The 13,563-nt window shown below is 62.3% G+C and carries 11 protein-coding genes; 10 read left to right on the forward strand and 1 reads right to left on the reverse strand.

The window, feature by feature from the left end; genetic code table 11:
- Positions 1-72 precede the first annotated feature (72 nt).
- The 4 genes from PMI04_RS13375 to PMI04_RS13390 all read left to right on the forward strand — a co-directional run bounded on the left by PMI04_RS13375 (position 73) and on the right by PMI04_RS13390 (position 5,931).
- Positions 73-1,575, forward strand: coding sequence for a class I SAM-dependent methyltransferase (locus PMI04_RS13375; RefSeq protein ID WP_007712018.1), 1,503 nt, complete (start codon positions 73-75; stop codon positions 1,573-1,575).
- A gap of 143 nt (positions 1,576-1,718) precedes the next feature.
- Positions 1,719-3,530 carry a DUF885 family protein gene (locus PMI04_RS13380; protein ID WP_007712016.1) on the forward strand — a complete coding sequence of 604 codons (1,812 nt, stop codon included), beginning with the start codon at positions 1,719-1,721 and terminating at the stop codon, positions 3,528-3,530.
- Between the two features lie 76 nt (positions 3,531-3,606).
- Positions 3,607-5,496 (forward strand): CocE/NonD family hydrolase, encoded by a 1,890-nt coding sequence (locus PMI04_RS13385; RefSeq protein WP_037486788.1) that lies wholly within the window; start codon positions 3,607-3,609, stop codon positions 5,494-5,496.
- A gap of 39 nt (positions 5,497-5,535) precedes the next feature.
- Positions 5,536-5,931, forward strand: coding sequence for an MAPEG family protein (locus PMI04_RS13390; RefSeq protein ID WP_007712008.1), 396 nt, complete (start codon positions 5,536-5,538; stop codon positions 5,929-5,931).
- 37 nt (positions 5,932-5,968) lie between these two features.
- Here the strand turns inward: PMI04_RS13390 and PMI04_RS13395 are convergent, their stop codons facing one another.
- On the reverse strand, positions 5,969-7,456 hold the full coding sequence (locus PMI04_RS13395; RefSeq protein ID WP_007712004.1) for a replicative DNA helicase: 1,488 nt from the start codon (positions 7,454-7,456) through the stop codon (positions 5,969-5,971).
- A 122-nt stretch (positions 7,457-7,578) separates the two neighbouring features.
- Here PMI04_RS13395 and PMI04_RS13400 point away from each other — a divergent pair, with 122 nt between their 5' ends.
- The 6 genes from PMI04_RS13400 to PMI04_RS13425 all read left to right on the forward strand — a co-directional run bounded on the left by PMI04_RS13400 (position 7,579) and on the right by PMI04_RS13425 (position 13,562).
- Positions 7,579-8,061 (forward strand): UPF0262 family protein, encoded by a 483-nt coding sequence (locus tag PMI04_RS13400; RefSeq protein ID WP_007712002.1) that lies wholly within the window; start codon positions 7,579-7,581, stop codon positions 8,059-8,061.
- A 30-nt stretch (positions 8,062-8,091) separates the two neighbouring features.
- The gene (locus tag PMI04_RS13405; protein ID WP_037486803.1) at positions 8,092-8,757 is read left to right on the forward strand and encodes a GH25 family lysozyme; all 666 of its coding nucleotides are present in this window, start codon (positions 8,092-8,094) and stop codon (positions 8,755-8,757) included.
- Complete coding sequence (locus PMI04_RS13410) at positions 8,754-9,227, forward strand: cytidine deaminase (RefSeq protein WP_007711998.1); 474 nt, start codon at positions 8,754-8,756, stop codon at positions 9,225-9,227. Before PMI04_RS13405 ends, PMI04_RS13410 begins: the two co-directional genes overlap by 4 nt.
- Before the next feature lie 7 nt (positions 9,228-9,234).
- Entirely contained in the window at positions 9,235-9,789 is a 555-nt protein-coding gene (dcd, locus tag PMI04_RS13415; protein WP_007711996.1) for a dCTP deaminase, read from the forward strand.
- A gap of 33 nt (positions 9,790-9,822) precedes the next feature.
- The gene (locus tag PMI04_RS13420; RefSeq protein ID WP_007711995.1) at positions 9,823-10,590 is read left to right on the forward strand and encodes a metallophosphoesterase family protein; all 768 of its coding nucleotides are present in this window, start codon (positions 9,823-9,825) and stop codon (positions 10,588-10,590) included.
- A gap of 185 nt (positions 10,591-10,775) precedes the next feature.
- Positions 10,776-13,562: a TonB-dependent receptor gene (locus tag PMI04_RS13425; protein ID WP_007711990.1), complete on the forward strand. Its 2,787-nt coding sequence runs from the start codon at positions 10,776-10,778 to the stop codon at positions 13,560-13,562.
- Position 13,563 lies beyond the last annotated feature (1 nt).

Here is a 13,563-nt window from a genome sequence, read left to right on the forward strand (position 1 = left end):
CCGCACTATCGGTTTGTCGGCAGCGCGCCCTTCCCCTAAGCCTTGCGCCGCGAATCCGAAGGGGTGCGAACGATGGATGACTGGGCGCATGGCTATGATGTTTCCGTAGGCTATACCTATGGTTTCTGCCGGGAAATCGCACCTGCCTGGCTCAATTTCTGCGCCCGGCTGGCGGGACGTCTGCCTCCCTCGTCCGCGCCGGGCAAGCCCTTGCGCTATCTGGAACTCGGCATGGGCCAGGGTATGGGTATCACCCTGCTCGCCGCCGCTAATCCCGACATCGACTTTGTCGGCGTCGACTTCCATCCGGAACATGTCGCCCATGCGCAGGGGCTGGTCGACGCGGCGGAACTGACCAATATCCGCTTCAGCCCGGCCGACTTCATGGCCCTTGCCGACGACTGGCCCGCCGACTTCGGGACATTCGACTATGTCGTGCTCCACGGCATTTTCAGCTGGGTGTCGCCACAGGTCCGCGCGGCCGTGGTCCAATGCCTTGCCCATGCGACCCATGCCGGCAGTCTTGTCTATAATGGCTATAATGCCCAGCCCGGCTGGCTGGGTACCATGCCCTTCCAGCACATCACCCGGCTGATCAAAGACACGAGCGGTCATCCGAGCGACAAGGTGCTGTCCGACAGCATCGCCCTGTTCGACCAGCTCCGAACCGGCGGCGCGGCAACATTCCAGATCCTCCCCGGCCTCAAGGCTCGACTGGACTCAGTCAAGACCAAGAACCTGGGCTATCTGGTCGGCGAATATATGCAAGAAAACTGGCATCCGCTCTGGCATTCCCAGGTCGCGCGGGAACTTGCTGCGGTCGATCTCGCGCCGATCGGAACAGCCACGGTCGCGGAAACAATGCTGCCCGATCTCCTTCCTCCCGCGCTGCGCGACACCATAGTCGCACAGCCGGACGCAAGACTGCGGCAGGACCTGCAGGATTTCGTCACCAACCAATTTTTCCGGCGCGACCTGTTCCAACGCGGCCCGACCGGACCGGCAGATACCAATGCGGCCGACACACCATTGTGCCTGCTGGTGCCGCCGCGGGGCGATGTCGAAATCAAGACCAGCTTTGGCGAGATACGCCTCCAGCGCCCAGCCTTCGCCGAAATATTGGAGACACTCGACACCCATGGCCACCGCACGATCGCGCAATTGAGGGCCTTGCCGGGCATGCAACGGCAGGGCGCGGCGGTGTCCCAGCAGATATTGCTCCTGCTGCTTCAAGCCGGCGTGCTGGGCATAGGATCGTCCGGAATGCAGGCGAGTCCGTCGGTTCAGCGCCTCAATCGCGCCATTGCCAGAGCCGGCGCCCAGGGCCTACCCTATGATCATATCGCCACGGCTTCGACGGGTTCCGCGACCGCCGTGACCAACGTCCAACTGATGATGCTCGACGCCTGGCTCTCCCAAGCAGGCGCCATCAATGCTTCCCAACTCGCCGTTGCAGCCGCCCGGCGCCTGCAAGCACTGGATCGTCCCCTGCCCCAGGACAGAAGTCTCGACCTGCTGGCAGGCGACTTCCTCGATCAGACCCTGCCCCTATGGCGGCGGCTGGTGGCCCTCTGACTATCGGATCGGCCGACAGAACCGCAGCTTATCCCTCCTGCCTTATTGTAACAATGCGTAACAAGCATGGTCGCGCGCTGGACCTGTCGTATCAGCAGCGCAATACACTCCGGCTTTCCAACGGGACTTAAGGGAGTCGCCCCATGGATCGTCGTCAATTCCTTCTTTCGTCGGGTGCGGTTGCACTCGCCACCGCCGCGCCCCGCGTCCTGGCCCAAACAGCGGGGGCCGATGATGCCCGCCTGTCGGCCGCCTTCGCCACCGCTTTCGAGCGCCAACTCGACCTGTCGCCCTCGATGGTCACCAGCCTAGGCCTCGACAAGGGCGCCCGTTCCGCCGCCAAGAGCCAGCTTGATGATAACAGCAAGTCGGGCACCATGAAAAAGCTGGCCGCCACCCAGGCCGCGATCAAGGAATTCAAGGGCTATGAAGGCGCCACCCTGTCGGACGCGCAGCGCCTGAACCTGGAGGTCATCCTCTATTCGCTCGACCAGCAGACGGTCGCCCCAGCCAAGTTCGGCCTCAACAGCGTCCAGCGCCCCTATCGCATCTTCCAGCAGGGCGGCAGCTATTTCCAGACGCCCGATTTCCTGAACACTGCCCACACCATCAACACTGCCGGTGATTGCGAGGCCTATGTCGCCCGCCTCGACGCCTTCGCCCGCAACCTGCGGACCGACACCGCGCTGCAGCGGGACGAAGCTGCACGCGGCTATCTGGCGCCGGGCTGGTCGCTCGACCTGACACTTGGCCAGATGAAGAAGCTGCGTGGCCAGCCGGCCGCGACCAGCAGCCTGGTCCAGTCGCTGGTGAAGCGCGCCGCTGCCAAGGGCGTGACCGGCGACTGGCAGGCACAGGCCGCCGCGATCGTCGAAAAGTCGATCTACCCCGCACTCGACGAGCAGATCGCCGCGATCGAGGCATTGAAGCCCAAGACCGTCGCAGGCGACGGCGTGTGGCGGACCCCGCGCGGCGATGAAATCTATGCTGCCGCCCTCAAGCAGGCGACCACCACTGACCTTAGCGCCGACCAGATCCACGCCATGGGACTGGAGCAGGTTGCCGACATCAGCGCCAAGCTGGACGTGATCCTGAACGGCGCTGGCTTCACCAAGGGCAGCGTCGGCGAAAAGCTTGCCGCGCTCAATGTCGACCCCGCGCAGCTCTATGCCGACAGCCCGGACGGCCGCGCCGCCCTGCTCGCCCAGCTCAACCGCGATCTCGACGCCATGAAGGCGAAGCTGCCCCAGGCGTTCACGACCATCCCCAACACGCCGCTCGAAATCCGCGCGGTGCCGGTCGAGATCCAGGACGGCGCCTCCAACGGCTATTATAACCGCGCCGCGCTCGATGGTTCGCGCCCGGCCATCTATTTCATCAACCTGAAGGATGTCGGCGACTGGCCGAAATATGGCCTGCCCGCTCTCACCTATCATGAAGGCGTGCCGGGCCATCACCTCCAGATCTCGACCGCGCAGACCGCCGGCGATGTGCCGATGTTGCGCAAGGTCGCCTTCATGAGCGCCTATAGCGAAGGCTGGGCGCTCTATGCCGAGCAACTGGCCGACGAACTGGGCGGCTATGCGACGCCGATCGATCGCGCCGGTTACCTCCAGTCCTTCCTGTTCCGCGCCGCCCGTCTAGTGGTCGACACCGGCATTCATTCCAAGCAGTGGAGCGTCAAGCAGGCGACCGACTATATGGTCGAGAAGACCGGCTTTGCTCGCCCCCGCTGCCAGCGCGAAGTCGAGCGCTACTGCACCCAGCCGGGTCAGGCGACCAGCTACAAGGTCGGCCATGGCAGCTGGACCAAGGCGCGCGAAAAGGCGCAGGCGCTGCTGGGCGACAAGTTCGATATCAAGCAGTTCCACGCCGTTCTTGAGGAAGGCGCGATGCCGCTGTCGATCCTGGAAAAGCGGATCGAGGATCGCGCCCGCGCCCTCATGCAGGCCTGACAACGGACAAGCGGGTCCGGCCTTTCCTCAAGGCCGGACCCGTTGCATGATCACAGAAGAACAAAGGGGTATCGCCATGCTTCGTGCCGCACAGATTTCGACCGCCGCCCTGATGATCGCTGCGCTGGCCGCGCCGATCGCCGCGCAGACCGATCCGATGACCCCGGACAAGGTCGATGTCTATGATCCGGCGCGGCCGCAGGCGGACTATGTGCGCAAGGAAGTGATGATCCCGATGCGCGACGGGGTGAAGCTGTTCACCGTCATCGTCATGCGCAAGGGCACGAGCCATGGCCCCATCCTGCTGACCCGCACCCCCTATGATGCGGGCAAGGCGACCAGCCGCAACCGCAGCCAAAGAATAGAGGAAATCCTGCCGGTCATGGACGCGGATTTCGTCAATGACGGCTATATCCGCGTCTATCAGGACGTGCGCGGCCTGCACGGGTCGGAGGGCGACTATGTCATGACCCGCCCGCTGCGTGGCCCGCTCAACAAGACCGACGTCGACAACAGCACCGACGCCTATGACACGATCGACTGGCTGGTGAAGAATGTACCGGAAACCAACGGCAAGGTCGCAATCACCGGCTCCTCCTATCCCGGCTTCACCTCGCTGATGGCGCTGATCGATCCGCACCCGGCCCTGAAGGCCGCCGTGCCACAGAGCCCGATGGTCGACGGCTGGATGGGCGACGACTGGTTCCACAACGGTGCCTTCCGCAATTTCGGCTTCGGCTACAGCCTGTCGCAGACCGCCAAAAAGGGCGGCGGCGCGATCCCGATGGGCAATGGCGACGAATATACGACGATGCTGAACGCAGGATCGGCCGGCGACTTCGCCCGCGCCTATGGCCTCGACGCCTTCCCTTCGGTGCGCAAGCTGCTCGAACACCCCGCCTACGACGCCTATTGGCAGGAACAGGCGGTCGACAAGCTGCTGGCCAAGCGCACGTTGACCGTGCCGACCATGCTGGTCGTGGGCCAGTGGGACCAGGAGGACAGCTATGGCGCACCGGCGGTCTACAAGGCGCTGGAACCGCAGGACAAGAAGAATGACATGGTCAGCCTGGTGATCGGCCCCTGGCGCCATAGCGGCGTCAATTATGAGGGCCGCAGCCTGGGCGATCTCCAGTTCGAGGGCGATACCGGCCGCCAGTTCCGCGTCGGCACGATGAAGCCCTTCCTCGACCATTATCTCAAGGACAATCCGCCCGCCGGCTACAGCATGCCCGGCTCGCTCACCTATGCGACCGGCATCGACAAGTGGGAAACCCGCGCCAAATGGCCGGGCGGCACGCCGACCCCGCTCTATCTCGGCGGCGGCTACAGCCTGTCCTGGGCCAAGCCGGCGGCGGCGGGCAGCGACTCCTATGTCTCCGATCCGGCCAAGCCGGTGCCCTATCTGCCCCGCCCGATCCACCAGGACCAGAATGAAGCTTGGCGGACCTGGCTGGTGAAGGACCAGCGTTTCGTCGATGGTCGGCCCGATGTGCTGACCTATGTGACGCCAGTGCTGGACAAGGATGTCCATATCGCCGGCCAGCCGATGGTCGACCTGTTCGCCGCCACCTCAGGCACCGACAGCGACTGGGTGGTGAAGCTGATCGACGTCTATCCAGAAGAGAACACCGCCAACCCGGTGATGGCCGGCTATGAACTGCCGATCGGCATCGACATTTTCCGCGGCCGCTATGCCCATGGTTTCGACAAGCCGCAGGCGCTGACGCCGGGCAAGGCGGAAAATTACAAGTTCGGCCTGCCCAATGTGAACCATGTGTTCAAGCCGGGGCACCGCATCATGGTGCAGATCCAGTCCAGTCTGTTCCCGGTCTATGACCGCAATCCGCAGACCTATGTGCCCTCGATCTTCGACGCGAAGCCGGGCGACTACAAGCCGGCGACCCAGAGCGTGCAATATGGCGCGGCGGGCGCCAGCGCGATATGGCTACCGATTGTGAAATAAGCGGTCGGCACGGCGTCGCCGCGATCAAGGGAGGGCATGATGGCGGTTGAACTGAAGATCCTGGCCTGGGCCTGCGTCCTGCTGCTGGTCCATATCTTCGCGGCGGCGCACCTCAAGACCAAGCAATATGGCCTGAAATGGAATGCCGGCGCGCGCGATGAAAATCTACCACCGCTTGATCCGATCGGGGGGCGGCTGGTCCGCGCTCAGGCCAATTTCATGGAAACCTTCCCGATCGCGATCATCCTGTTGTTCGGCGTGGTCGTGGCCGGCCGGACCAGCGAATGGACGGCGATCGGCGGCTGGCTGTGGCTGGTGTCGCGCGCGGTCTATCTGCCGCTTTATGGCCTAGGCGTCCCGGTGGTCCGATCGCTGGTCTATCTCGCCAGCATGATCGGCCTGTGCATCATATTCAAGGCATTCGTCACCGGCTGAACCGGGTGGCGGCGGGAAAACCCGCCGCCATGCCTGCCTATTCGAGATCTTCGAGGTAGGAACTGCCCTCGGCTAGGTCCGAGAAGCGGGTAATTTTGGCATCGAATTTCATCCGGATCCGGCCGGTGGAACCGTGACGCTGCTTGGCGACGATCACTTCGGCCAGACCGTAAATGCGTTCCATTTCCTGCGCCCATTCCTGATGCTCTGGCCCTTCCTTATTTCCGGGTTCCTTCGCCGCGACATAATAATCCTCACGGAACACAAACCAGACCATGTCCGCGTCCTGCTCGATCGAACCCGACTCGCGAAGGTCGGACAGTTGGGGACGCTTGTCCTCGCGCTGCTCGACCGCACGGCTGAGCTGCGACAGGGCCAGCACCGGGACATGCAGTTCCTTTGCCAGGGTCTTCAAACCTCGCGAGATTTCCGAAATCTCGTTGACGCGATTCTCATTACCTTTGCCACTGCCTTGCAGCAGCTGAAGATAATCGACGACAATGAAACCGACATCATGGCGGCGTTTGAGACGTCGAGCACGAGTTCGCAGGGCGGCGATCGTCAGACCCGGCGTATCATCGATGAACAGCGGCAATTCCTGCAGGTCGCGCGCCGCGCGCGACAGGTTCTGGAAATCCGCCCGGCTGATCTTGCCCATGCGCAGCGCTTCGCCACTGATCCCCGACTGTTCAGCCAGAACGCGGGTCGCTAGCTGGTCGGCGGACATTTCGAGGCTGAAGAACGCCGTCTTGGCGCCCATATTCTTTTCAATCGGGATGCCGTCATTATGGTCGCGCAGCCAGCGCGACGCGGCATTATAGGCAATGTTGGTCGCAAGCGACGTCTTGCCCATACCCGGACGGCCCGCCAGGATCATCAAATCGGAATTGTGCAGACCACCGATTTTCTCGTTGAGGCTGTTGATGCCGGTCGTGATACCCGACACATGGCCACCGCTGTTGAGCGCCCGCTCTGCGACCTGCACCGCCATGGTGGACGCCGACAGGAAGCTCTTGACTGAACCGGTTTCGCCCTCGCCTTCCGACACGCGATAGAGCGAGACTTCGGCCTGCTCAATCTGTTCGCGGGGATTGACGTCCTCGCTGGTATCCAGCGCATTTTCAACCAGTTCCCGGCCAACATTCACGAGCTGGCGCAACAATGCGAGATCATAGATCTGCGTGGCGAAATCCCGTGCGCCAAGCAAGGCCGCGCCGCTGCCGGTCAATTGCGCCAGATATCCCGCCCCGCCCAGTTCCTTGAGCGCCGGATCCTGTTCCAGCATCGGCTTGAGCGTCACCGGGTTGGCGATCATGTCTCGCTCGATCAGGCGCATCACCGCTTCATAGATGCGGCCATGCAGCGGCTCGAAGAAATGTTCGGGCTTCAGCTTGAGCTGCACGTCCTCCGCGATGCGGTTGTCGATCATCAGCGCGCCCAGCAGCGCGGCTTCTGCTTCGACATTGCGCGGCAATTCCAGGCCGCCATCTTCTGGAGCGGCATTGAGTTTCACGAGTTCAACCATGGCGCCCTCATCGCGCCACGGCGCGGGTCGCGCAAGTCCGAAGGTTGAAACGACGATGCTTGTCGGTCCACAAGTCCCGCTTGCTTTTCGCCGCCCGCCGCCGCAGTGACGACAGACCCGCCATGGCCGACCCGCGCATCATAGACATCAAGCTCGACGAGCGGACGATCCTGTGGCGCAATGCGGACGTCGAACAGGAACGGCGGATCGCGATCTACGATTTGCTGGAAGACAATCATTTCGCGCCCCAGCGGGTCCATAGCGATGGTTATGCCGGCCCCTACAAGGTTATATTGCGGGTGGAGGAAGGCCGGTTGGTCGTCGAAATCAACCGCGACGATGACAGCGCGCTGGAAGCCATCATACTGGGTCTGGGTCGCTTCCGTCGACCGATCCGGGAATATTTCGCGATCTGCGATAGCTATTATCAGGCGATCAGCAACGCTTCGCCGCAGCAGATCGAGACCGTCGACATGGCGCGACGGGCCATTCACAACGATGCGGCCGAGATGCTGATCGAGCGGCTGGAAGGGAAGATCGCGGTGGATTTCGACACTGCGCGCCGCCTGTTCACGCTGATCTGTGTCTTGCATATCAAGGGGTAGAACAATCGGGCGTTTGACTTTGGGGGAGCGCTGGTTCGCTTGGGGACGGGACTGGCGGTTATCGCGGTGCTGGTTCTGGCACTGTGGCTCTATGCACGTTCCTGGGCACCCAGCCGGGAGGAATATCCCGTCCAAGGTGTATCGATCACGGCCGATAATGGCCCGATTGACTGGGGAACATTGGCCGCGCAGGGTACGGATTTCGCCTATATTCGCGCGGTCAAGCAGGCGGCACTGCGCGACCCTGCCTTTGCCGCCAACTGGCGCGGCGGGCGCGGCGTTGGCATGCGCTATGGCGCGATGCTTGAATATAGCCTCTGCGCACGGGCGGTCGACCAGGCAACTCAGTTCATGACGACGGTCCCTCGCGACAATGCCGCCTTGCCGCCCGTCATCCGCCTCGCCTTCGATCCATCCTGCATCAAGCGCCCGGGTCGCGACCAACTGCTGTCCGAACTCAACACGCTCGTCAATCTGGTTGAAAGCCATGCCGGTAAACCGGCCCTGCTCAACATCAGCCCCGATTTCGACGGGCAATATGACATTGCATCGGGAATCAACCGGACATTATGGCTGGACGGCAATTTCTTCCCGCCCGATTATGGCCAGCGCCAATGGGTAATGTGGACAGCCACCGATATGCGGCATATCGACGGCGTCAATGGACCGGTAAGATGGGATGTGGTCGCGCCATGATTTCGCAGGACAAGGATATCGCGTCGCTGGTGGCCGCGGCTCGGGGAGCGCTGGCGCATGCGCACGCGCCCTATAGCCGCTTCGCCGTGGGGGCTGCGGTCCGCCTGACCGATGGCAGCATCGTCACCGGCAGTAACTTCGAGAATGCCAGCTATGGCCTGTCTCTTTGCGCCGAAACCGTGGCCCTTGCGACCGTCAATGCCCAGGGACGGCTGACCGATGTCGCGGCAATTGCCGTAGTTGGCGGCGGAATGTCGGCCGATGACAGCGTGAACGGCGACGCGATCGTCAGTCCTTGCGGCCGTTGCCGCCAGATATTGAACGAGGCCGAGCAGATGGCGGGCCGCACGCTTGCCATCTATTGCGTGGCGCCCAGCGGCGACACCCTGGTGGAACATAGCGTGGCGGGCTTGCTCCCGCATGCTTTCGGCCCCGCCGATCTTGGTATCATTCCCGCGAAGAAGAGCTGAAAACATCATGTCGATTTTGTCCGACCGCTGGATCCGCAAGCAGGCGCTGTCCAACCGCATGATCGAGCCGTTCGTCGAAAACCAACGGCGCGATGGCTGCATCAGCTACGGCCTGTCGTCCTATGGCTACGATGCGCGCGTCGCTGACGAGTTCAAGATCTTCACCAATGTGGACAGCGCCGTGGTCGATCCGAAGGACTTCGCTGCCAACAGCTTCGTCGATCGCAAGACGGACGTCTGCATCATCCCGCCCAACAGCTTTGCTCTTGCCCGTACCGTCGAATATTTCCGCGTACCGCGCGATGTGCTGGTCATCTGCCTGGGTAAATCGACCTACGCCCGCTGCGGCATCATCGTGAACGTCACGCCGCTCGAACCCGGCTGGGAAGGCCATGTCACGTTGGAATTTTCCAATACGACTCCCCTTCCTGCCAAGATTTACGCAAACGAAGGCGCCTGCCAGTTTCTGTTCTTGCAGGGCAATGAACCATGCGAGGTCAGCTACGCCGACCGTAGCGGAAAATATATGGGGCAGCAGGGCGTAACATTGCCGAAATTGTAAGGCTGTGGCAGCATCACGTCCCATGATGCCGTCATGCTGAACCCGTTCCGCCGCGAACTTGATGACCTCGATCGCCAAACCGCGAGCGTAGGCGACAATTGGCGCGTCTATGCTGTGGGCGATATTCACGGGCGCCTCGATCTGCTCGACCAGTTGCTCGGCATGATAGTTGCCGACAATGCGCTGCGCCCGCCCAAGCGATTGCGATTGATCCTGTTGGGTGATCTGGTCGATCGCGGACCGCGCTCGGCCCAGGTTCTCGAACGGGTGCGCGCCTTGCTCGCATCGGGCGGGGACATCCGGTTGATCAAAGGCAATCATGAGGAAGTCTTCTCTCTCGCTGCCCGTGGCGACCTGAACGCCGTCCGCCTGTTTCGACGCATCGGGGGGCTCGAAACCCTGTCCAGCTATGGACTGATCGCCTCCGCCGGCGCCGCAATGGATGACGGTATGCTGGCGGACTGGATGCTCAACAATGTCCCGCGCGCCGATGTCGACCTGATCGATGATTTCATCGACCGGATCGAGATGGGCGACTATCTATTCGTCCATGCCGGCATCCGCCCCCGTGTACCGCTCCATGCGCAACAAGCGTCGGATCTGCGCTGGATTCGTTCCGAATTCCTCGATCACGCAGGTGCTTACGATAAAGTCGTCGTCCACGGCCATAGCATCACCCAGGAGATCGACGAGCGCTCTAACCGGATCGGCATCGACACAGGCGCCTATCGTTCAGGGCGGTTGACCGCGCTCTGCCTGGAGGGTGCAGAACGCTGGTTCCTGCAGACTGGCGAGGACTGATAGCCATAATGACCTAAGATGCGGTCGCCCGCCTGCCGACCACGCAGCGTTTGACACGTTCGGTCGCACGCAAGGCTCCGTTCATATCAGACATCATCAGGAATAGACTCCGTCATGGAGGATCGCCACGAAATCTTCGTTCCCTGATACGAACGGCAAAAATGCCGGCAAGCAGGGGAACAGTCATGCATATTCGACGCGTTATGGCGGGGCTTGCCCTCGCCACATGCCTTGTTGCGCCTACCCAGCTTCTCGCCGCAGCGACGACGGACAGCAGCCTGTCACAGCGGCATAAATTCACCATCCCGCCGCAACCACTCAGCAGTGCCTTGCGCACCCTCTCTGCCCAATCGGGTATCCGGATATTATTTCCCTATGACGAAGTCGCCACCATCCGCAGCCGCCGCGTGGAAGGTTGGCTAACGACCGAAGACGCGCTGGCGCAGTTACTGGCTGGCACCGATCTTCGCCGATCGCAGGCAGGGAGCGGCGTTATCGCTCTTGCAGCCCCTGCCAGTCACAGCGCGGCTCGACGCAGCCCGCTGGCACTCCAATATGCCCAGGCCAACAACTCGGGCAGCATGGAGGCGATGACCATGGCGCCGCAGACCGAAGCGCAGGACATAGCCGCGCCGATCATCGTGACCGGCACGCGCCAGACAACCCGCACCGTCGCGGATAGCCTGGCGCCGATCGATGTGCTGGGGGCAAAGGAGCTGGAGGCAAGCGGCAAGCAGTCGGTTCGCGATCTGCTCGGTACCCTGCTGCCCTCGATCACCGTGTCGAACAGCGGCGCCGGCGCCAGCTTCGCGGTCAAGACGCTGTCGCTGCGCGGCCTGGCCGGTGACCAGTTGTTGGTCCTCGTCAACGGCAAGCGTCGACACAATACCGCGACCCTGTTCATCAACGGGACTACCCAGAATGGCCAGTCGCCGCCGGACCTTGACCTGATCCCATCGAACGCGATCGAGCGGATCGAAGTCCTGCGCGACGGCGCCTCTGCCCAATATGGGTCGGACGCGATCGCCGGCGTCATCAACATCATCCTGAAGCCCGACACCGGCGGCACGGCATCTTTCCTGGGTGGCGGCACCGCCGACGGCGGCGGTGAACAAGGTCGCTTCCAGATCAGTAAGGGTTTTGCAATCGGCGACGGTGGCCATGTGCATCTATCACTGGACGGATTCCTGCAGGGGCGTACCTATCGCAGCGCACTCAATCCGGGCCAATTCTACGCGCGTGTTGGCCAGCTCTATTCCTCGACCACCGGCGCGCTCGATCCACGTGAGGCGACCGTCGACCGCGACGTCAACCGGGGCGGCCAGCCCCAGGTATCGGGCATCAACTTCGCTTATGATGCCGCCTTGCCGGTCAGCGAAGCGGCCGAACTCTATCTGTTCGGCACGGCATCGCGCCGCCATTCCGATGCCTGGCTGACCTATCGTTTCCCCGATGCCAGCAATAATATCCCGGAAATCTTTCCCAACGGCTACAGCCCGCACCTGCACATCTATGACGAGGATTTCCAGGTCGCCGGCGGCATTCGCGGCGATCTGTCTGATACCTTCCATTACGACCTGTCCTCCACCTTCGCACGCGATTGGGTGAAGTATCGGGAATCCTCGGTTCTCAATGTCTCGCTCGGCCCGACCAGCCCGACAGACATGTATATCGGTTCGGTGACCGCGAAGGAGTGGACCACTAACCTTGATCTGCAGAAGACCGTCGACCTCGGCCTTGCCGATCCCCTGCTGATCGCGGTGGGCGCGGAATATCGCTGGAACAGCTATGCGATCGGCGCCGGCGATCCGGAATCCTATATCGACGGAGGCTACCGCTCCACCGCCGGCGCAAATGCCGGGATATTACGAACATCCGGATCCCAGGGCGTGACCGGCTTCCCCGATACGGCGGCGGGCGAATGGAGCCGGGATAATTGGAGCGCCTATATCAACCTGGAGCAGAAGATCACCGACGGGTTCGAGGTCGCGCTCGCCGGGCGGCACGAGGATTATTCGGACTTCGGTACGACCAACACGGGCAAGGCGTCGGTGCGGATCGAGCCGGTGCGGGGTATCGCCCTACGTGGTACTGCCAGCACCGGTTTTCGCGCACCGACCCTGCAGCAGCAGCATTACTCATCGGCAAGCACGATCAATGTCGGCGGCGTATTGCTGCCGGTGTCGGCGCTGCCGGTCGACTCGCCCGCTGCGATCGCCCTGGGCGCGACACCGCTGAAGCCCGAGAAATCGACCAATTACTCGGCCGGCATCGTCATCACGCCAATGCCGCGCCTGAACTTCACCGTCGATGCCTATCAGATCAAGATCAGGGACCGCATCCTGCTGTCCGAAACGCTGCAGGGCACGCTGGTGCGCAACGTGCTGGCTGCGGCCGGCATCACCTCCTCCGCCGGCGGCTTCTATTTCTCCAACGCCGCCGATACGCGAACCCGCGGCATCGATATCGTGGGCACCTACCACGCCAATCTGGGTGATTTGGGCACAGCGCTCATCAGCCTGTCGGCCAATTTCAACAAGACGATCTTCACTCATGTCGATCCGGTTCCCGACGTTCTGGCCAATTCCGGCCTGGTCCTGATCGGCCGGTCGAAGCAGGGCGACTTCACCGACGGCACGCCGCGCAACAAGTTCATCGGCAATGTCGTCTGGACCAAAGGCCCCGCAAGCGTAAACCTGCGCGCCACCCGCTATGGCGACGTGACCATGGTCCACCCCACCAATCCGGCGCTGGACGCGACGATCGATCCCAAGGTCATCTTCGACCTGGAAGTCGGCTATGAATTGACCAAGGGCGTGAAGCTGACAGCCGGCGCCAACAATCTGTTCAATACCTATCCCAACAAGTTGGTGCCCGCGCTGCAGGGCAACGGCTTTTCGCTCTACAATCAATATTCGCCCTACGGCACCAGCGGCGGTTTCTATTATGGCCGCCTGAACCTGGAGTTCTGAC

The organism is Sphingobium sp. AP49, from assembly GCF_000281715.2.
Classification (GTDB): domain Bacteria; phylum Pseudomonadota; class Alphaproteobacteria; order Sphingomonadales; family Sphingomonadaceae; genus Sphingobium.

Coding starts and splice junctions, on each gene's coding strand:
- PMI04_RS13390 (WP_007712008.1), top strand. CDS start 5,536: ATGGCGGTTGAACTGAAGATCCTGGCCTGGGCCTGCGTCCTGCTGCTG.
- PMI04_RS13395 (WP_007712004.1), bottom strand. CDS start 7,456: ATGGTTGAACTCGTGAAACTCAATGCCGCTCCAGAAGATGGCGGCCTG.
- PMI04_RS13375 (WP_007712018.1), top strand. CDS start 73: ATGGATGACTGGGCGCATGGCTATGATGTTTCCGTAGGCTATACCTAT.
- PMI04_RS13400 (WP_007712002.1), top strand. CDS start 7,579: ATGGCCGACCCGCGCATCATAGACATCAAGCTCGACGAGCGGACGATC.
- PMI04_RS13420 (WP_007711995.1), top strand. CDS start 9,823: ATGCTGAACCCGTTCCGCCGCGAACTTGATGACCTCGATCGCCAAACC.
- PMI04_RS13385 (WP_037486788.1), top strand. CDS start 3,607: ATGCTTCGTGCCGCACAGATTTCGACCGCCGCCCTGATGATCGCTGCG.
- PMI04_RS13410 (WP_007711998.1), top strand. CDS start 8,754: ATGATTTCGCAGGACAAGGATATCGCGTCGCTGGTGGCCGCGGCTCGG.
- PMI04_RS13425 (WP_007711990.1), top strand. CDS start 10,776: ATGCATATTCGACGCGTTATGGCGGGGCTTGCCCTCGCCACATGCCTT.
- dcd (WP_007711996.1), top strand. CDS start 9,235: ATGTCGATTTTGTCCGACCGCTGGATCCGCAAGCAGGCGCTGTCCAAC.
- PMI04_RS13380 (WP_007712016.1), top strand. CDS start 1,719: ATGGATCGTCGTCAATTCCTTCTTTCGTCGGGTGCGGTTGCACTCGCC.